This is a genomic window from Dyadobacter sp. BHUBP1, from assembly GCF_050587785.1.
In the GTDB taxonomy this organism is placed as follows: Bacteria; Bacteroidota; Bacteroidia; order Cytophagales; family Spirosomataceae; genus Dyadobacter.
On the sequence record NZ_JBOBIH010000005.1, the window covers coordinates 69,729 to 90,326 of the forward strand.

At 51.4% G+C, this 20,598-nt stretch carries 15 protein-coding genes; 5 read left to right on the forward strand and 10 right to left on the reverse strand.

What is annotated here, in order from left to right:
- Nucleotides 1-6: 6 nt before the first annotated feature.
- The 4 genes from ACQ4MZ_RS20215 to ACQ4MZ_RS20230 form a co-directional block, all read right to left on the reverse strand.
- On the reverse strand, nt 7-573 hold the full coding sequence (locus tag ACQ4MZ_RS20215) for a hypothetical protein (protein ID WP_430847846.1): 567 nt from the start codon (nt 571-573) through the stop codon (nt 7-9).
- An 11-nt stretch (nt 574-584) separates the two neighbouring features.
- The gene (locus ACQ4MZ_RS20220) at nt 585-1,094 is read right to left on the reverse strand and encodes an RNA polymerase sigma factor (RefSeq protein WP_430847848.1); all 510 of its coding nucleotides are present in this window, start codon (nt 1,092-1,094) and stop codon (nt 585-587) included.
- A gap of 193 nt (nt 1,095-1,287) precedes the next feature.
- On the reverse strand, nt 1,288-2,925 hold the full coding sequence (locus tag ACQ4MZ_RS20225; protein ID WP_430847850.1) for an ArnT family glycosyltransferase: 1,638 nt from the start codon (nt 2,923-2,925) through the stop codon (nt 1,288-1,290).
- A complete protein-coding gene (locus ACQ4MZ_RS20230; protein ID WP_430847852.1) occupies nt 2,850-4,031 on the reverse strand; it encodes a hypothetical protein in 1,182 nt (393 codons plus the stop codon). Before ACQ4MZ_RS20230 ends, ACQ4MZ_RS20225 begins: the two co-directional genes overlap by 76 nt.
- Nucleotides 4,032-4,630: 599 nt before the next feature.
- Between ACQ4MZ_RS20230 and ACQ4MZ_RS20235 the strand changes: the two genes are divergently transcribed.
- The 4 genes from ACQ4MZ_RS20235 to ACQ4MZ_RS20250 all read left to right on the forward strand — a co-directional run bounded on the left by ACQ4MZ_RS20235 (nt 4,631) and on the right by ACQ4MZ_RS20250 (nt 11,814).
- Nucleotides 4,631-7,909, forward strand: a complete 3,279-nt coding sequence (locus ACQ4MZ_RS20235) for a SusC/RagA family TonB-linked outer membrane protein (protein WP_430847854.1) — start codon at nt 4,631-4,633, stop codon at nt 7,907-7,909.
- Nucleotides 7,910-7,921: 12 nt separating this feature from the next.
- Nucleotides 7,922-9,400 carry a SusD/RagB family nutrient-binding outer membrane lipoprotein gene (locus ACQ4MZ_RS20240; protein WP_430847856.1) on the forward strand — a complete coding sequence of 493 codons (1,479 nt, stop codon included), beginning with the start codon at nt 7,922-7,924 and terminating at the stop codon, nt 9,398-9,400.
- A gap of 69 nt (nt 9,401-9,469) precedes the next feature.
- Nucleotides 9,470-10,567: a sulfatase-like hydrolase/transferase gene (locus ACQ4MZ_RS20245; protein WP_430847858.1), complete on the forward strand. Its 1,098-nt coding sequence runs from the start codon at nt 9,470-9,472 to the stop codon at nt 10,565-10,567.
- 116 nt (nt 10,568-10,683) lie between these two features.
- Nucleotides 10,684-11,814, forward strand: a complete 1,131-nt coding sequence (locus ACQ4MZ_RS20250; RefSeq protein WP_430847860.1) for a metallophosphoesterase family protein — start codon at nt 10,684-10,686, stop codon at nt 11,812-11,814.
- Nucleotides 11,815-11,820: 6 nt separating this feature from the next.
- Here the strand turns inward: ACQ4MZ_RS20250 and ACQ4MZ_RS20255 are convergent, their stop codons facing one another.
- The 4 genes from ACQ4MZ_RS20255 to ACQ4MZ_RS20270 form a co-directional block, all read right to left on the reverse strand.
- Nucleotides 11,821-12,597, reverse strand: coding sequence for a hypothetical protein (locus tag ACQ4MZ_RS20255; RefSeq protein WP_430847862.1), 777 nt, complete (start codon nt 12,595-12,597; stop codon nt 11,821-11,823).
- Between the two features lie 91 nt (nt 12,598-12,688).
- Nucleotides 12,689-13,474 (reverse strand): LytR/AlgR family response regulator transcription factor, encoded by a 786-nt coding sequence (locus ACQ4MZ_RS20260; protein ID WP_430847864.1) that lies wholly within the window; start codon nt 13,472-13,474, stop codon nt 12,689-12,691.
- Nucleotides 13,475-13,478: 4 nt separating this feature from the next.
- The gene (locus tag ACQ4MZ_RS20265; protein WP_430847866.1) at nt 13,479-14,588 is read right to left on the reverse strand and encodes a sensor histidine kinase; all 1,110 of its coding nucleotides are present in this window, start codon (nt 14,586-14,588) and stop codon (nt 13,479-13,481) included.
- Between the two features lie 183 nt (nt 14,589-14,771).
- On the reverse strand, nt 14,772-15,824 hold the full coding sequence (locus tag ACQ4MZ_RS20270) for a sensor histidine kinase (protein WP_430847868.1): 1,053 nt from the start codon (nt 15,822-15,824) through the stop codon (nt 14,772-14,774).
- 261 nt (nt 15,825-16,085) lie between these two features.
- Between ACQ4MZ_RS20270 and ACQ4MZ_RS20275 the strand changes: the two genes are divergently transcribed.
- Entirely contained in the window at nt 16,086-17,363 is a 1,278-nt protein-coding gene (locus ACQ4MZ_RS20275; protein ID WP_430847870.1) for a PepSY-associated TM helix domain-containing protein, read from the forward strand.
- On the opposite strand, the gene ACQ4MZ_RS20280 is transcribed toward ACQ4MZ_RS20275, so the two are convergent.
- Together ACQ4MZ_RS20280 and ACQ4MZ_RS20285 are read right to left on the reverse strand one after the other, a co-directional pair.
- Nucleotides 17,334-18,062 carry a hypothetical protein gene (locus tag ACQ4MZ_RS20280; RefSeq protein WP_430847872.1) on the reverse strand — a complete coding sequence of 243 codons (729 nt, stop codon included), beginning with the start codon at nt 18,060-18,062 and terminating at the stop codon, nt 17,334-17,336. The two genes, ACQ4MZ_RS20275 and ACQ4MZ_RS20280, sit on opposite strands and share 30 nt — an antisense overlap.
- A gap of 177 nt (nt 18,063-18,239) precedes the next feature.
- Entirely contained in the window at nt 18,240-20,213 is a 1,974-nt protein-coding gene (locus ACQ4MZ_RS20285; protein ID WP_430847874.1) for a glycoside hydrolase family 97 protein, read from the reverse strand.
- Nucleotides 20,214-20,598: the final 385 nt, after the last annotated feature.

The window sequence follows — 20,598 nt, forward strand, 5'->3', positions numbered from 1 at the left end:
AGGTGCTTAAATCATTTTGGCCATTGCATTCAGAATGTCCGTTTTTTGTCTTTCAATTTCATTGTACTGCCTAAGAAGGGCCGGTTCGGTGTTGTAATCGCCGATGGCCTGGACGAGCTGCTCCGACGCCGAACTGAGCCGTTCGTATTCCTGCTGCAGCGACTTGTATTCAGTGCTTTGGCATACCAGCGTTTCCGTCTCACAATAGGTTTTCAGGCGGTGATACTGCTGATCGGTCTTTAAATCGGCATCCATTTGCAGCCGTTGATCGACGGTTTCCTGCGAGTAGGCAATGTCCGCCGAATGCGCCGGCAGCATCACCCAGGCAATTCCGGCGGCCATCAGGAGCATGGCGGCCGCATAACCCCATTTCCAGCGTTGCTGCTGCGTATTTTTGCGGTCGATGAGGTCCCATAGTTTCTCGTCCGGCTCATAGGAGGGCATTTCTGAAAGCGCCTCGCGAAGCGGTTGCGCCATCAGGTTCTCATTAATCGCATTCCATACTTCGTCCCCCGGTTCGTAGGCCGGGAAGCGACGGATCGCATTTTGGAGGTTTATATAGTTCTTTTCCATGAGAATCAAGGTCAATTCGCCGAAAGCATCGCACGGAGCTTTCTTTTAGCATGAAATAATTGTGATTTCGAGGTGCCTTCCGAAATGTTAAGCATCACCGCGATTTCCCGGTGCGTGTAGCCCTCCACTTCCGCAAGTACAAAAATGGTCCGGAAGCCGTCGGGGAGCGATAAAACCGCTGTTTCAAGATGTGCTGCATTGATATCCGATTCACCCCAGTCAACCCCTTCACCTGTATAATCATCCACATTTTGCCAGATCACCAGCCGCTTCTTCTTCGTCGATTTCCGAACGACGATCTGTTTAACCCACGCGCCGAGCGTCGACTCACCCCGGAACTGGTTCAAATGCTTGAATACTTCCAGAAATGAGTCCTGCAAGACGTCGTTGGCATCGTCGAAATCACCGGTAATGCGGTAGGCGAGGGTGTACATCGCTTTTTTGTAGCGGTCGTACAGCTGTCGCTGGGCAATACGGTCATTTAAAAGGCAACCAGTAATCAGATCGGCTTCCGAAGTCATGCGGGGATTTTTAGCGTATTCGTATCAAAGAGGCCGCAAGATCAGGAAATGGTTGTATGGAGGTGAAAAAATGTAGCTGAAAGTTTATTTGTTGATCCAACCACCGATTGCGGTATGGCACCGTTGGGCGGTATTGGCCGGGATTGTCAGAAGTAGTCACTTGTCGTTCTTTAGCCCCATCTCCGGCCGTTAATTATCTACCCAGACTGCGCTTCGCATTTTTGAGTCGATACACAAACCAGTATCGCGCTACCCGCCCGTCGCGCCGCTGCGTAATCGTTCCGGCTTTTTCGAACCGCTCGAATTGCCCGGCAAACAGCTCCGCCGGATCGTTGAAATTGTTGGACGGGCTGATATACCAGGCGTCGGAGCCGGCAGCGACCTGCCCGTAGAGCTGGTTCAGCCAGGCGAACTGGTGAAGATCTTCCAGTTTCCCCACGCCGACAGTACGCATGCCGAGCGGGTATGCGACATGGTAATAGACGTGAGCACCCGGAAACCATTTGTGCACAACCATCGGCGCGTCGCGCCGCATTCGGCCGCTGGCAATATAGTCTTTGCGGAGCTTTTCAAATGCCGGTAATAGTTGCTCCCAACCGGCAACATCCAGGGTGGCATCGCCGGCTCCAGTGCGCGGAAACGGTTTGGGGCTCATTGTGCCCGGATAGCATCGAATGAGGATCGGCCCGACTGTGAATACGAAAAAGATCAGTCCAACCGAACCTGCCAGCAGCTTTTTAGGAGAGTTGTTGGGCCCTGGGAAAGTAAACTTGTCGATCCAGGCTGCCCCTAACAGCATGAGTCCGGGGAACCCGGGCCCGCTCCAATGCGGCAAGGTGTCGCGAAAAAGCGAAACGAGCGTAGTACAGAGAATGATGGGTAAACTGCACCACAATAACAATGCCGCCGAGGTTGCGTCAGCAGCTGTGGCGGAGATAACGGAACCCCTGCGTACCAGTGTTTTACCCATTAAGATAAATATGACTATCTGAAACGGATTAGCATACAAAACCTGGCCGATGGTTGTCCGTAAAAAGGATTTGATATGGATACCGCCACTGCCTATCACCACGCGTTCGCTATGGAACCGCCAGGTAATGAAGTCGTTGCTTATATTCCAAAATAGAATCGGCGAGGCCAGTAATGCGGTAATGACCACCGATACATATAAATAGGGGCTTTTAAGCAGGCCGCGGCGATCGAAAACGATAAAGCCGAGAAACCCGAACCAGAGGAACACGCCGTGTACCTTGCTCATCGTCGCTAAGCCGATCCACAGGCCGGTCAGCAGCAGGTGCCGGCGGATATCCGACGGATTTGTCGCCTTGATAGACCTCAGCATGGAATACAACGCAGCCAGCCAGAATGTAAGCTGCACTGAATCGGGAAGGATGAAAATGCCGGAAAGAATACTCGTATAAACGGAAGTATTATAGAGCACGGCGGCGATCAGGCCGACATTCCGGTTTTTGATCAGCGTCCCGCAACCGGCGATGAGCCAGGTATTAATAGCTGCGGCCACAATGCCGGGCATCCGCACAAATACTTCCGCGTTGCAATGGAGGTTGAAGGTGAAAATGCGGATAAAAATCCCGACCAGCGGCGGATGGTCGAAATGGTTCCAATCGGGCAGCACGGCGTAGGTGAAATAGTAAACTTCGTCGTTGCCGAGGTTGATAAGGTTGGCGATAAGGAGCCGGATCGTCGTAAAAACGATCACCAATGCGGTTAGCGGGTGTTTTTGGAGCTGCTCTATCACCATGACAGTCTGCGTCGTCCGTAGCGTTGCGGCCGCTGGCCGGTCATCAGGCGTGCCACAAGGAGCAGCCATCCGCCCAGAATGCAGGTACCGATGCTCCGGAAAAACATGGTCTCATGGAAATTCTCATAAACCGGCATAGGCTCGTACCCGTTTTTAGGGGTGAAAAACACAGGGTTCAGCAAAATCTCCGTGCCGTTTGCATACTTGAACGTCGCGCGTGCGTAGCGGTCGTCGGGCGTAATGCGGTAGCTGATGCGGTCGGTATGGCGGGCGAGTGCGAGTACCTTGCCGTTTTGACCGGTGATGGTCACTTCGTTGGCTGCTTGCGTCATCAGGGCGTGGATCGTGTCGTGACGTACTGTGAGGCTTTGCAATTGCGGAATGACATCGTGGCGCTGGTTATCGCCGACGATCACCCCGTAGCTCTGCCCGGTTTTTAATGCATGGATCACCTCGCGTGCCGAATTGCTCCTCACATTCACAAAGGTACACCTTGTACCGAGCCGTTTTTTTGAAATGACATCGTGGATATCATCGTCGCCTACTATAAATACGCGCTTACCGGCCGACAATGCCGCGTCCCATTGAGCTGTGGATGTCACCGAGGGGTTCAGTACCTCCATGCAATCGTAATTCGTGAGTTGGGTAAGGTCTTCGGTGGTATACCCGTTTTTGAGTGCCGGGTGGTTGAGGATCACCACGTTGTCGGGGCCGGACAGGTGTTTCAATACATGCTGCTTGTTGTGGGCGGTCTGCTGAAAAAGATAATCCAGCCATTGTATTTCAGTGCTTCCCAGCACGAGCTGGTGTGTTTTCCGGATATTATATCCGTGCTCATACGCCGGAAGATAATTGGCGTGAGTATAATGGGTAGTGTCTATATGATGATAGTTCGATACGCAATGCACGCCATAATGCAGCGCTTTGTAAGCATTGTGGATATCCGCTGCGGTCCCATGCCCATTGGTTAAGCCCTCCCATGCGTGCGAATGCGCGTGGAAATTGCATTTGACCCAGCGTGAGCCGCTGACCGAATCATAGGGATTGTAAAGGACGGAGCCTTCGAAAGGAATAGGGGTATTGAACTGATAACGAGGGCAGAATAAGAACTGGGACACGAGCAGCCAGAGTAGCCACGAACCAAAAACGAGCAGTATGACGCGGAATATTTTCATAAGTGCCGCAAAGATGCTCCCCTGGTATTAAGCCATTGTTAGGGAAATGCGAAGTTTTAATTGTTCTTAAATACTTAACAATCGCGGGCAATGCAGCAACGGCTTTAAGGGTTTGCCGCCAGACGAGAAAGTGGCCTTGGAAAGTTAAATATTAATTAACATTAAGATAAATTTCCTCTACAAACTTACAAGTATCTTTGTGCCGTTGGACGAAAATATAGAGTATTTGTAAACCCGAGGAGGTGTGTTCGAGCACAGAATGGCGTATTTTAAGATAAATATTGAAAAATGCTTTTGGTTTGTTTAATTATACTTTACTTTTAGGTCTCAGCCGCAGAATGTTTCGAAGTAGTGATAAATCAAAGACTGTTTAGTATTTGTTCACAATCCAGACTGTACATGAATTAACCGAAAACTTTGTTTTGGACGACCGCTGTTGGCCGGGATTAATGTGCCCGGCAATCGTGCTTGGGCACCAGGCTGACAGGTGCTAGTGCAGCGCTTTGCTCGTGTTTACCGCGCGCTCATTTGCAAGAAGGCTTTTTGGCCTTCGATGGGACCCTTTTGACTTTGAAATACCAGCTAATTAACAATCACTTATGAAAAGAAAGATTACGTTTTTAGAGCGGAAGCGCCCTGGCGGGTGCTGGTCTGTTGCGCTCACGCTGTGCCTGGGGATCTCGGCGATGCTTTCCTGTGAAGTGCACGCCTATGCTGCCAGGCCTACTGAGGGAAATGTTCCCGTCCGGGAGCATACGTATAAACTTGTACGTTCGACAATTAACACCGCGGAGAATGAACGGACTATTAGCGGTAAGGTAACGGAAGGAGCAGGCAAGGAAGGGCTAGTTGGGGTGAATATCCTCATCAAAGGGACGTCGCGCGGGACGGTGACCGATGCTACCGGGAGATACGTTTTGAGGGTTGATAGTGAGAAAGATACATTGGTGTTTTCCTTTCTTGGCTTCATTTCACAGGAGATGGCGGTTGGAAACAGAACGGTGATAGATATTGCTTTGACGGCCGATCAGCGGCAGCTGAATGAAGTGGTCGTCACGGCTTTGGGTATTAAAAAAGAGAAAAAGGCGGTCGGCTATTCGGTATCGGAAGTGAAGGGCGCAACCATGGTGAAAGCGCGGGAACCGAATGCGATCAGCTCACTGACGGGTAAAGTGGCAGGCCTTACCATCGCGCAAAGCCCGGATTTGCTATCCAGCCCGCAGGTGACCCTGCGCGGCCGCGACAGGGTATTATATGTCGTCGACGGCGTGCCGATGAACACCGATTCCTGGAACCTGAGCCCGGACGATATTGAGACCTATTCCGTTCTGAAAGGAGCAAGTGCGGCGGCATTGTACGGTAACCGCGGCCAGAATGGGGCGATCATTATCACCACCAAAAAAGGCAGCGGCGCGAAGAAAGGGTTCACGGTCGATTTCAATTCGAGTACCCAGCTGCAAACCGGATTTAACGCAATCCCCAAGTATCAGACGGAATACGGTCCAGGCAGCGATTACGAATACGCGTTCAAGGATGGTCGGGGCGGCGGGATCAACGACAACGACTATAATATCTGGGGTCCCCGTTTTGAAGGGCAGCTCATTACCCAATACAATAGCCCCAAAGACCCCAAGACAGGAGAGCTGGTGCCGATTCCATGGCTGGCGAGAGGGAAGGATAACCTCACCAACTTCCTTCGCAATGGCTTGCTGAGCACCAATAACCTGGCTATTTCGAGCAAAAACGAGTTCGGTGACTTCCGCCTTTCGCTTTCCCAGACATTCCAGCGCGGCCAGATGCCGAATACCAAACTCGGTGGTACCAACGTGAACATTTCAGGAGGAATTAATGCAGGTAAAAAGTTGCGCTTCGATGCGAGTATCAACTACAACCGCCAGTATTCGCCCAATTATCCGACGCTCGACTACGGCCCCGCAAGCCCTATTTACATATTCACCGTGTGGGGTGGGGTGGACTACGATGTGAACGACCTCCGCAATTACTGGCAGCCCGGCAAGGAACACGCACAGCAATACAACCGGGAGTATACCATTTACGACAATCCCTGGATGACCGCCTATGAAGCATTGAAAACCTATTACAAGAACGATGTGTACGGTTTCGCGCAAATGAACTACAAAATCAGCGACAAGCTGACGTTCAATGCCCGTACCAATGTGAGTACCTGGAACCGCAACCGCAGTACCCGTGCCCCGATTTCGTCAAACCTTTACAATTTCGGTTTCCCGAATCAGGCCGGTGGCTATTCCGAAATCTATGATACATTCTGGGAGAACAACACTGAGACTTCTTTGAAATACGAGAGCCGTTTCGGGCAGGATTTCGGATTGAATGCCTCGCTGTACGGAAACCTCCGCTCGGTGAAAGTGACTTCGCTCACCGGCAAGACTACCAAAGGCCTGCTCGTACCGGGTGTGTATGATCTTTCGAACTCCGTACAGCCTTCAACGTCCACCAACGACTATGCCAAGCGCTGGGTAGGAAGTGTTTATGGTTTTGTGGATTTGGATTACAAGGACTTCCTCTTCCTGAGCCTTACCGGCCGGGCCGATCGTTCGAGTACGATGCCGAAGAAGAACAATACCTATTTCTACCCGTCGGCTTCGTTGAGCGCGGTGCTTTCGGAGGTGATAGATCTGCCGCAGGCTATTTCTTTTGCGAAGGTACGTGGAGCCTATGCCAACGTGGCGAGCGATTTTGTAGATGAGAATTTTCAATATGATATTTACAAACTGCTTCCGACCTACACGAGCTCGGCGCCATGGAATAACTCCTACACCGGCGTGAGCTACACTGGCACGCTTTACAGCGACAACCTGCAAGCGGCCCGTGTGAAAACCTTCGAACTCGGTCTGGAAATGCGTTTCCTGCATAACAGGCTCGGTTTCGACGCGGCGGTGTTCCGGAACGTGGAAGGCCCCGGTATCGTGAGCGTGCCTACTTCCGTGACCTCGGGGGTGTCGGGCGTACAGCGCAATGCGTTCACATACGTACGCAAGGGGATCGAATTGGGCGTGGACGGAACGGCTGTGAAGAACGAAAATCTCACCTGGAATGTGTCGGCCAACTGGTCCCTGAACCACAAATGGCTCGACAAGATCGATGGTGTGCAGCAGCGTGACGGTAACATTCATGTTGGCGAGCGTCAGGATGCTTACTATATCAAAGATTTTCAGCGGGATGAAACCGGTAATATCATCGTCGGCTCGAACGGGATGCCTGCGTATAATCCGTACAATTCCAAAATCGGATATTACGACAACAAATTCACTGCGGGAATCAATAACACGTTCACGCACAAGTCGCTCACGCTGAGCTTTCAGGTCGACGGTCGCTTCGGGGGAAAGGTTAATAACTACATGTATACCAAACAATTCGGTAGCGGTACAGCGCCGGAATCAGCAAATGAATACCGCCTGAAAGATTGGCAAAACCGTGATAATGCGGACTATAAGGGTTCTGTTATGACCTCCGGCAAGCGTATCGTGAAAGGGCAGCTGAACACCGATCAGGACGGGAATGTGATCTCAGACACCCGTGAATTTGCGCCGAACGATGTGCCTGTGCTGTGGCAGGCCTGGGCGACGAATTACTATCAATCCAATTACATCGCGGCCAAGAACCGTACCTACGTGAAGTTGCGTGAAGTCGTGCTGACCTACAATTTCCCCGCGAAACTACTTTCCAAAACACGTTTCGCATCGGCGGCCAGCCTCTCGCTTGTGGGACGTAACCTGCTGTATTTTACAGGAAAATATACTAAAAACATCGACCTCGACCAGTTTACAGGCACGACTACCAGCTTCCAGACGCCGTCTGTGAAGAGCTTCGGGGCCAATTTGAATGTGACTTTCTAACCGGAATTACCAATGAAAAAGATCAAGTACATGATATTAACGCTGGCGCTTGGCCTGGGAAGTTGCCAGGATATCGATACGCTGCAAAAGGACCCGGGTGCGATTACCAATCCATCGGCGGACCTTATCCTCACGGGGATTCTGAACAATACCTGGGATTCGCCATGGAGTACCGATCACCGTCATAACCAGTTCATGACGCAGAATGAGGCCTATTACGATGGCCAGGCCTATGGCTGGACGACCGGTTCCTATGATGTTTTCTATAACTCGCTCCGCAATGTAAGCCGCATGGAGATTGAAGCTGCCAAAACTGGCGACGTGGGCGCGCATTACCTCACGCTTGCGAAGTTTTTCAAGGCGTATTTTTATAGCCGCGCCACCGAAATGTTTGGTGATGTACCGATGTCGGAGGCGATCAAAGGCGTGAGCGATGAGGTTTTTAAGCCTAAATATGACAGCCAGAAAGATATTTACATTCAGGTTTTGAAATGGCTGGACGAAGCCAATGCCGAAATGCCCGCACTCATCGCAAAAAAGCCGGCTATTTCGGGCGATTACCTGTACGGAGGCGACCTCGCCAAATGGCAGAAGCTGATCAATTCCTACCGACTGCGGGTGCTGATAAGTCTGAGCAAGCGTGCCGACGATACCCCCGACTTGAATGTGAAGCAGCAGTTCGCAACGATCGTGAACGATCCGGCGAAATACCCGCTCATTAATACCAATGCGGACAACTTCCAGGTTGTTTACAATACCATCAATACTTACCCGCTGTGGCCGAGTAACGGGGTAGTGGTGAAGAACGACAAACGCAACACCCTGGGGGCCACGTTTGTGAATATCGCCAAAACTACCCGTGACCCACGCCTGCTCGTAGTAGCATTGCCTGCCGAAGCTCTGAAAAGCAACCCGGATGTGTACCTGCGCTATGGCGGCGGCAAGACCGGCGACCTGCAATCGACATTGCTCGAAGAAGCGGGAAAAGGGCTGCTCTCGATGATTAATTTTGATTACTGGGAAGCGTCGGCAGCCGGTGTACCTGCGATTCAGCTGGGTGCGCACGAAGTGAATTTCAGCATTGCCGAGGGTATCAATCGCGGCTGGCTCGCGGGTAATGCGGCGGATTATTACAACAAGGGCGTTACCGAATCGATGAAGTTTTACAACATCGCCCAGTCTGAGATCGATAAGTTCCTGGCAGCGAACCCTTACCCCGGTAACACGGAAAATGGGTTGCAGAAGATACTCGAACAGAAATACATGGCATTCTTTGAAAACTCGGGGCGCCAGGCGTTTTACAACTATCGCCGGACGGGTGTTCCTGCATTCGATATCGGACAATCCAATGCGAACAACAATCAGATCCCGGTCCGCTGGGCTTACCCGACCTCTGAATACACGACCAACGAGGTGAATGTGAAAGCCGCGCTCAAAACGCAGTTCAATGGAGCCGACACCCAGAATGGCTTGATGTGGCTTATTAAATAAATTTATCCTTCCTTCGGATCGTCTGTCCGGAGGAAGTTTTTACTTTTCCGGACTCTTAACCTTAACATCATGAAAACCCTTATACTCACCCCGATCCTGGCGGCCCTGTGTATAGTAGTTCTGAGTACTGCCGCTACCGCCCAAACCAAAACGAAAAATGTGGTCATGATCTCCGTCGACGGCTGTCGCTGGCAGGAGATCTTCCGCGGCGCCGATTCGGTTTTGTTTTATACCAAAAAATACCGCCAGCAGGATTCGGCTGCGATGAGCGCGAAATACTGGGGCAAAACCCTCGCCGAGCGCCGCAACAAGCTGATGCCTTTCTTTTGGAATACTATTTCAAAACACGGACAGCTCTATGGTAACCGCGATTTGGGAAACCTGATGAACGTGCGCAACAAATACTGGTTTTCTTACCCGGGCCGCAGCGAAACGCTTTGCGGGTATTACGACGAGAAAGTCAATAGCAACGACTATCCAAACAACCCGAACGAGAATGTGCTGGAATTTTTCAACAAACAAAAAGGTATGGAAGGAAAAGTGGTCACGTTCGCTTCCTGGAATGCCCTTTCCCGCATTCTCAACCGCGATCGCAATGGCATGCTGGTGAACATTCCCGGTGAGAAGGTAAAAGGAAACAACCTCACCGAAGCCCAGAAACTGGCCAACGAACTTCAAAACTACCTGCCTGAATATTTCGGCAAAACGGTACGTTTCGACGCGCATACCTATGCATTGACGCGCTCGTACATCGAGGCGAACCACCCGCGCGTGGTGCATATCGACTTCGCCGATATGGACGAGTTCGGTCACCATGGCCAGTACGACTCATACCTCGACGGCGCGCATTACGTCGATGCGATGGTAGCAAGCCTATGGAACTACATGCAGGCCGATCCGTTCTACAAGGACAAAACCACCATGATCATTTACCCCGACCACGGCCGCGGTACCGGCGATCGCTGGACGAGCCACGGCACTTCGGCGCCGGGTTCCAACGAAACCTGGATGGCGATCATAGGCCCGGATACCCCGGCGAGCGGTGAAATGAAAAGCCGGTCGCAGGTTTACCAGGACCAGTTCGCGCAGACTGTTGCGCAACTGATGGGTTTGAAGTTTACGGCTAACCATCCGGTGGGAGGGGTGGTGAGGAGCGTTTTTAAATAATATCAGCAGCTTGGGGCCGGCCGGAATTAATACAAATTTTACGCCCCCAAGCTCTGTTTTTTTACTAGCTTGCCATCAGCAAATACCAAAAGGCTGATAAATGGCAGCCATCCGTAATGAAATCAGATTTTTCCAAGAAATTCTCCAAACCCGTTTTCAAAAGAGACGTTCCCGACGATACATTCAAGTACCAGCCTGCCCCGAAACCGTCCGGGAAATATCCCTATCATTTAGATCTTGAATCGGTTGACCCGGTTCCGGACCAGAACAAGCTGGCGTTCCATATGGTGGGCGATACCGGTAGTATCCGCACGCCGGATTTTCAGAAGCTGGTGGTCGGGGAGATGGTGAAGCAGTTTGAGGCGACCGAAAGAACGGGGTACGAGCCGCAGTTCCTGTTTCACCTGGGCGATGTGGTCTACAATTTCGGCGAGGCGAGCCAGTATCAGCGCCAGTTTTTCGAACCTTACCAGCAATATCCCGGCCCGATTTTCGCCATCCCGGGCAATCACGACAGCGATATTAACCCGGATAGCCGCGTCCGCTATCATAGCCTGGATGCATTTACGGCAGTTTTCTGCGATACCGAACGGCGGACCGTCCCTTTCAGCGGCAATGCACAACGCAAGAGCATGGTGCAGCCTAATGTGTACTGGACGCTTCTAACGCCATTGGCAAATATCATCGGGATGTACAGCAACGTTCCGAAGTTCGGAGTGGTGACCGACGAGCAACGCGACTGGCTAGTCCATGAACTCAAACGCGCGGACAGCGAACGCCCAGATAAAGCGGTGATCCTTTGCCTCCACCATTCGCCATATTCGGCAGATATCAACCATGGTTCCAGTATGCCGATGATCGAACTGCTGGAAGGCGTTTTCGAAGAGACCGGCATTTATCCGGACATCGTTTTCAGCGGGCACGTGCATAATTACCAGCGTTTCAGCCGGCATTACAAGGGTAGCGGTCGAGTGCTGCCCTTCATCGTGGCAGGCAGCGGCGGCTACGACGAGCTGCACCCGGTGGCGTATACCAGCGACTACCGCTTCCGCAGCGACCTGCCGGAATTTGACGGCGTCAACCTCGAATATAGCTGCGACACCAAGCACGGCTTCCTGAAAGTGCTTCTGGAAAGAACTGCCGGCGGCATCACGATTACCGTGGAGTTCTACGCGCTCCCGCACGAGCGACGCACGGAGCCGGGTGTAAACGCGTCGCTCGAAGACCGGTTGGTACTAAAAGTCTGAGTGCCGCTACCGGTTGTAGATGTATTCCTGTTCGAGCAGCTTTTGGTTGTTGGCCAGAACCTGATACTTTTTAACCGGCCAGGGGCCCTGATAATCATACGCATACCTGACTTCGGAGTTGACGGATTCTCCATTCCGGAAAAGCGTTTTGACGACGGTTACATTGCTTTGTGAGCGAAACATCGGAAGTCCATTCCTACCAGTCAAATTGTAGTAAGGGTTGGGACGTTCGTCGTATTCGAGTTGCACCTCTTCTATAACGCGGTCGGTAACAGGGTCGAGCGTTTTGCTTCTGACAACGTTGCCTTGTTGAAAATATAAGTAAGTGTGCTGCACCGCCTTCGTAAGCATGTTTTGTTCCGCAATCAGTACCATGTTCTTTTCGGGATAGGAATAAGTCCTCGTGAAATGCTGTGGCCTGGGACTTGTGGCAGCATCCTTGTACTCCGCAGCGACAAGGGTGTCACCTTTATATCGATAGGTAAATCCGGCTACTTTGGGGTTGGTGCCGATTTGCTGCTCTGTCACCTGGTAATTAACGTATTTGTACTTATTCACGGAGAGCGTGTCTCCGTTTTCCTTGAACTGGATTTCCGCTTCAACCAAGCCGATTGCATTGCGGTGGTATTCGACTTTATAATGCGACTGGTCGGTGAAGTAAAAGCGCGCGGCGATAATTACTGGTTCAGCAGGCGGATCGATAATGATTTCCGGTTCAGTGGAGGATTCGGTACATGCCGCGCAGCATAGGGCCAGGAATAGTAGCAGTCGAGTTGGTTTCATTTCAATACTGGTTTTACTTCCTGATGCCGTGCGTTGCATAATGGTTGTAACCGACTGTTGTATATTTTGATATATCGCCGGGCCTATTTGGTTATTTACCCATCCATATCTTAAAGTCTCCCACTTTTTCCCGGCTTACAAGCACTTCCTTGTTATGTGCGGGCCGGAGCGTGAGGGCGAGGCGGTTGCCGAAATAGGGATCTATTTTGTCGACCGAGCGGTGGGTGACCATCATACCGCGGTTAATACGGAAAAAGCGGGAAGGGTCGAGCGATTCGGCGAGTTCATCGAGGGTGTAGTCGACGAGCATTTTCTGGTTGGAATCGGTCATGAAGAAGCTGTACCGGTCGTCGGTAAAGAAATAGGCGATTTCTCCGACCTCAATGGAGAGCATTTTCTGTCCTTGTTTCACGAGGAAGCGCTGCCGGTATTCCACGGACGACGCCTTTTTGAAATCTTCCAGCAGTTTCCGGATGCTTGCCAGCGAGTGATCGGCGACGGGCTGGCTTTTCATTTTTTCATATTTCTGCAAAGCCCGCTGCAAATCGTCGCGATGCACGGGTTTGAGGAGGTAGTCGATGCTGTTGTGTTTGAAGGCCTGCAATGCGTACTCATCGTAAGAGGTCGTGAAGATGATCGCACACGTCACTTCGATCCGGTTGAAAATTTCGAAGCTCTGGCCGTCGGATAACTCGATGTCGAGAAAGATCAGGTCCGGATCGGATTTGCCGGCCGCGCGGTTTTCGTGTACCCATTCCACTGTTTGCTCGATGCTGTCGGTAACGCCCACTACATCCAGCGACGGTGCTACTTCCCCGATCATTTTTTTCAGGCGGCGGACCGACAAATCTTCATCTTCAACGATAAGCGCATTCATACTTTCAGGAAATCAGTGGTAAGGTTACTGTAAAAAACTCGTGGTTGCTTTCGATCACAGGCTGGGGCAGGCCCTGCCGGTACTCGCTGAGCAGTTGGTATTTGGTTATGATGTTGGTCAATCCAACGCGTGTAGACTCGATGTTTTCTGCGCCCGCCGTCAGGTTTTTCTTTTGTAAATTATTACGCACCATCAATTGTCCGTCTACGGTGCTTAATATGAAAATAGTCAGCGGCCTGCTGGCACGGATCACATTATGCTTCACGGCATTTTCGACCAGCAGCTGTAATGTCAGCGGCGGAATGCGGCAATCCATAAAGCACTCCTCCACGTGGATGTAGAGCTTCATACCGTCGCCGTAGCGCGTTTTGAGCAAATGTCCATACGATTCGATAAACGATAGTTCCTTTTTTAACGTCGTTAACTGCCCGAAATCTCCCTCGTCGACGGACGAATGGTTGGTTTGTAGCAAGTACCGGTAAACGCGTGCCATTTCGTCCACAAATTCCTCGGCTTTTTCCGCGTCCTCGCCAATTAATGCAGAAAGCGAGTTTAATGTGTTGAAAAGAAAATGCGGGCTGATCTGCGCTTTCAGGCTTTCGAGCTGTCCGTTTACATTCTCTTTCATCATCCGCTCGGTATTGATCTCGTGCTGGCGCCAGCGCGCGAGGGCATCGAACGTTTCCCACAAACCGGTGATCAGCACAATGGCGGCCAGGTTCACAATATAAATCATGACCAGCGAGTGAACGCTCAGTGTCGATCCGAACAGCCGCTTGTCGATGTAGAGCCAGGCAGTCAGCAGCACGAATACGCCTGAAATCACGGCGTAGGCCGAAATGGATAGTGCCACGCGAATGAGTGTTTTCTGCAAATCGCTGTAATGGGTCGTAATGTAGCGAGCCGCACGTAACTGCCCGGCGTAGACTGCCGCCAACAGCGCAACGTTCAGCGATGTTGCTTTCAGAAACAGACCAATATCGCCGAAAACATGCGCTCCGACGGTGATGAAGTTGAAAAACAGCAGGAATACCAGCGCAGCTGCGGCGTAAGCTGGTGCGTTTCCCGAAGGGATTTTATCCGGAAGTTTTTCAAACAATGCTCTTTTCTTCATGGTTAGGTAGCCGCGGCCTGTTACAGGCTTGCTGGGTTTCACCGAGGCAGTTCCACTGAGGCAGTTCCTCTGGGGCAGTCCCACTGGGGCAGTCCTAGTGCGGCAATTCCAAAAATAGTGTAATGCGTGGAACGGCAAGCACAGAAGTTACATCAACTGCATTTTTATTGGAATGAATTGTCATTACACCGGAACCCGTGCGGGAATTACGTCGGGCAGGAGCGGAATTGTTACGGAGAACGTTTCGCTATTTTCTTCGATCTCTAGTTTTCGGGGTGTGAAGGTCAGCAGTTTCGCCGAAAGCCCTCGCAAGCCGACGCCGGTGGCGCCAAGGGTGCGGTGACGCATCTGTACATTATTGGTAACCCTTACGGCCCGATCGCCGGTGAGGCTGATCGTCACCGTTAGCGGTCGACCAGGCGATAGTACATTGTATTGAACCGCGTTGTCGAGCAGGATTTGCAGCATCAGCGGCGGGATCATCAGATCGGCGGAGCAGCGTTCGGGGAGTTCGACGAGGAGCGCACCGTGGTAACGGACTTTCAGCAGCCGGACGTATACTTCCAGAAAACTGAGCTCGGATTGCAGCGGTACGAGCTCGGTACGGCCGCCTTGCAGCATATAGCGGTAAATGCGCGCAAGATCTTCTACAAAGTCCTCAGCCTGAGCGGGATCGGCACCGATGAGCGACGAAAGCGTATTCAGGCTGTTGAACAGAAAATGCGGGTTAACCTGACCTTTCAATGCATCAAACTCGACTTCCAGCGACTGTCGGGCTAGTTTTTCGTCGTCGGCCTGGTCGTTTTTCCATTGCTGCAATGCGTAGAACAAGCCGAGCAATGCGCAAATGAATGCATCGCAGAGCAAGCCGACGAGCGCCACCGGCCAGATTTTCGACCAGCTGAAAACGACGTCGAGGCCGGGTACCAGGCTATAAATCCAGATATCGAAAACCATCAGCAATACCGTCGCCGCTGCCAGCTTCCAGAGCATTTTCAGCATTTGTTCAAGGATCTGCCCCTCGGCTGCGCTGCCAGCCGTCCTCCGGATGACGATCGTCAGGATTACCACCGAGGACCAGTAGAGTATGAATGCCAGCGCAGAGGCCGTCAGGAAGGTAGGCAAATGCACAAAATAACGTTCCCCGAGCAGATAATAATTGCCTAGCGCGAAGCAGACGGGCATCATCGCGAGATGGTACCGCCATTCGTACTTCGAAAAAAAAGCAGGCTTCATATTGGGCGTCTGATAATTTGCTGAACAGCCCGCAAATTTAAACAAATCCCGAAGTACACCTGCCATCGTGATGTGCCCTGCTAGCTTCCGGTATCTATTTACTTCTCTATTTTTATTTTGAATGAAAATAATGAAGGTTGTTAAGACTAATAATTTGTAATTAAACTAAATAGGGTATTTCTTTGCTGCAAAAGCGTTCAAATACGTTTTTGAGTTATTTAAGCGCCTTTTCAAGGCCGCTATCAAATCCAAACTGCATTCATGTCTCAGAAAAAGACAGTCCTCGGCAAGTTTATCGGAACTTTACACCTCTGGTTGGGGCTGGCGTCCGGGATGGTAATAATCGTGATCGGCCTTACCGGTGCCATTTACGTTTTTACAGACGAAATCAAGCCGTTGGTTTACGGGGACCGTCTTTTCATTCAACCTGAAAACAAGCCGAAACTCTCGCTGAGCCAGTTGCTGGCCGTGGCGCAACAAGCCGTAGGAGAGAAGCGGCCCGTGACGCGCGTCGAAATATCCTCACAATCCGACAGAACGTATATTTTCCGGGCATTGAAGGTGGATAAAGAAGGTTTTTCGCATTGGGATTATTACAAATACTACCAACGCGCCTATGTGAATCCTTACAATGGCAAGGTTGTAAAACTGGAAGATTCAAAAAACGAGTTTTTTACCATCATACTCGGGCTGCACATGCGGATGCTGTTTGGTGAAAAGATCGGGCACGCGGTGGTAAGCTACTCGGTACTGGCATTTGTGCTTATCCTGATTTCCGGACTGGTGTTATGGTGGCCTGCCAAATGGAATAGATCGGGCAGGAATAAGAGCTTCAAAATCAAATGGAATGCAAAATGGAAGCGCGTTAACTATGACCTGCATAATGTGCTCGGCTTTTACGCTTGTGTAATCCTGTTCGTATGTGCGGTTACAGGTCTGGTGTGGGCGTTCGACTGGTTCGAAAAAGGAGTGAAGACGGTCGCTGACGGCGGAAAATTGGTGGAGGTGCCCGCCGTTTTTTCAGATACAACTCGAAACAAGGATGTGCAAGCAGTCGACCGGGTATTTGCCGCATTGCAAGCCGACCAGCCCAATGCATACGGGTACCTGATCAACTTTCCTGCGAAGGGCAAACTGCCCATCAATACATCCACCTATCTGACTGCACGCAACCGCTACGACCGCATCCAGGGCCAGTATGACCAATTTACCGGTGCCAAACTGCGCTCACGCTCTTTCGGAGAACTGACCAACGGCGAGAAAGCCTACGCCATGAATTTTGACCTGCATGTGGGCGCCTGGGCCGGGTTACCGGGCAAGATCCTGACTTTTTTCGCAGGATTGATCTGTGCCAGTTTGCCGGTTACCGGCTTCATGATCTGGTGGGGACGTCGTAGGAAGGAGGGCAAGGGAGGAAAAGGAGGAAGGGGAGTAAAGGAAGGAAAGGGAGTGGTTGCGGGTAGTAAGTCGAGCGTACGGACGTTTCCAAAACCGGCTTACGTATCGATCTCATCCCGCCTGTCCGAGGAAGAAAAATAAGCCGATCACCGCGGAGGAGAATATCAGCCAGCCCCAAAACAGCCGGGCGGGAGGCATACTCCCATGCGCCAGTACGCGTACGCCCAAGGGAACGAGCGCAATGCACAGGCACGACGTCGCGATCACCGACATCACTGTTCCGCCCTTCAATACCCCGATCATGAGCGCGGACATCATCGCCAGCGCCACTACACCGATCGGCCGCAATGTTCCCGACAGCCAGGCTCCAATGGCCAGTACCGCCCAGCCGAACAGGATCGCGCCGGAGAGCGTCGAAACAATATGAAACGCACCGTAGGACTGCGCGACGGTTTCCGTTGCTTTCGGCAAACTCAGGATGTTGACCAGCTGAAATGCAAGGTGATTGATCCCGGAATGGAATGTTCGGGCAAAAAGCCCGAACAATACCAGGCTACCGCCCCAAACGGCCCATACCGGCTTGGTACGCCCTATCAGGTTAGCAAGGGTGACAATGGCTGGCCACAGCAGGATATTTCCCGCCAGAAAGAGGCTGTAAGCCGTAAACATCAATGTAGGGTGGCTTTGGTAGGCCCTGAGCTGCTCCGGGAAGAAGTAATCGAACCGGAATTTCAACAGCTCGCCCGCGAGCAGCAATACGGGCGCGAGCACGAGCGAAATACCGCCCAGCCAGCGCCCGGGAAATGGCAGGTGACCGAAGTCTTCTTTAAAAGTTTTCATGGCTAATAGTTTTTACAAAGCTATGTAATGTTAGGTACTATGCATTGCATACTACATGATTGGTGTTATAGATGTTTGTGCGGCACGTAGAGGCGTCCTCCTACGAAACAAAATAACCGGATCGGGCCAGCCTCGCCAAATATTGTAGATCAACAGCGTAAATAGCAGATAAACTGCCTATTGCCGTCGCAGTCGAGCCATAAACCCGCCTCCCGGCGCCAGTTTAACTTTCAGCGAGCTTTTAGAATTGAGCACAACCCTGGAAATGCGGTAATCGGCGGGATAACGATCGGCATTGACGCCGTCCTCGCAGATCGTAGCCTCGAAATGGCCTTTGGGAAGGAAATCGAGCGGTATGGCAAGTTCCCGGGCTGTCGAATCGTTGAGTGCGCCGATGTACCAGTCGACGCCCTTTTTCCTTGCGGTGACCACGTAGTCGCCCAGGCGCGCATCGACAATGCGGGTGGTATCCCAAACGGTGGGAATGCTCCCGAGTAGTTCCATGAATGCGGGTTCGTTCAGGCCTTGTGATGGATTGCCTGCGAAAAACTGGATCGGGCTTTCGTACACAACGAACATCGCTAGTTGTTGCGTCCGGGTAGTGAGCGACATTACGTTTTCAGGCATTGCATGGAAACCTTTGGGCGTGGCATTGTTTAGCATCCCGGGCTCATAATCCAGCGGGCCGGCGAGCATACGGATGAATGCGAGCAGCACATTATGCTCCGGCGTGGCTTTGGCGCTCCACATATTGTACTCCGAGCCCAGTACCGCCTCTCGTGCGATCGCGTGCGGGAATGTGCGGTTGAAGCCAGCGGGTTTGAATGCGCCGTGAAACATCAGCATGATCTTGTGCCGGGCACATGCTTCCGCTATCTTGTAATAAAACTGTACGGCTTTCTGATCGTCGCGGTTGATGAAATCGGTCATAATAAAATCCACGCCCCATTTGCTGAACTGTTCCAGGGCTGGTTCCAGCTGTTTATCGAGTGTTAGCGCGAGCGTCCACATGCTTACGCCGATGCCTTTGCTTTTGGCATACGCCATAATCTCCTCCATATTAATGTCGGGATTGATCTTGAACAGATCATTATTATCGCTCCAACCCGCGTCCATCATAATGCGTTCGAACCCGAACCGTTTCGCGAAATCAATGTAATATTTGTAAGTGGCGGTATTGATGCCGCTTTTAAAAGGCACATTGAAAATATTGGAAGTGATAATCCATTCGTCGGTTGCCTTCCCAGGCTTTACCCACGATAAATCGGCAACACGCGAAGGGCTCGCCAGTCGGTACACCAGGTCGTTACCGGGTAAATCTTTGTCTTCCGGCGCGATGATCAGTACCCGCCATGGAAATACACGCGTTCCTTTGGTTTTAGCCAGGAAATCGGCCCGTTTGGAAACATAACGTGTAGAATAGAGCTCTTTGGTTTCCGTTTCTTCGGCGGGGTAGGGCGCAAAGTGGCCGAAGAGGGCCTTCTCTGCGTTGCCGCTGAGGAACATGCCCGGGTAATCTTCCAGGTCCGATTCAGTAATACCGATTTTGGGCGAGCCCTCCGGCGCAACGAGGACAGGCGAGAAAAGCAGGTTTCTGGAATGGATCTGTTCCAGCGGTTTGATCGTGTACGGCTCTTCGAAGCTCGTATGATAAATGTCCATACCCGACGACGGTGCCACTTCCGGGAAATACACCGGATGATTGGCCGGAAACCGGAACGCGGCGGTTTCGGAACGGACGGTAATATTGCCGGCGAATGACGTGGCGATGCGGTAGGCGACACCATCGTCGTACACTCTGAAAATGACGGCGAAGGCATTTGAAAAAGTAATTTTTAGCTCCTTGTATCGGTCAGGAATGTGGGTCCGCTTTTCAGGTACCGGCGAAATAATGGTTTCGTTGACGCTTCTTTCTGTAAACTGTGGCCTGGAAAGGCCGTTCGAAAGCTTCTTGCCATCCAAAAGGACCATGTCGATTTCCGAGGGCGATATAATCAGTTGGTTTTTGAAATAGACGCTGTATCGTAACTGGTCGCCCGCCTGGGCGATCAGCCTGATCGTGCCGTTCGGAGACAGGACTTCCCGCACGGCTTGTGCATGTGAGCAGGAGAAAGTGAGCAACAGGAAATTCAGCAGAAGCAGTTTTCTCATAGCAGGTATGGTTGAGGATCCGGTAGCTGCAATGTACGGGATTAATATGCTACCAGGAAAGTTTAGTAAGGCTAAAAATCGCTGAAACAACATTTATGCCGTGTAATAATAATTGCTACAAGTAACTGTTCAAGTACTTATTGTAACCAGCATATCAAATTGAAGCGTGTGAAAATCCAATTTCAGCCATTGTCGCATTGAGCATTGATGGAGAGTTACTTTTCGGTTTTTTCGATAAATGTCGCACCGGATTTTTGCTTCCGACTTATTAATATAACGTAGTTCTTAGGTGAAAAAGCGGCGGCCAACTAGTTCTACGCATTGCAAATGCTAGCGCTGTTTTAGCGTAGGGGCGGCGACCAATTTCAAAACAATAAAACTCTGG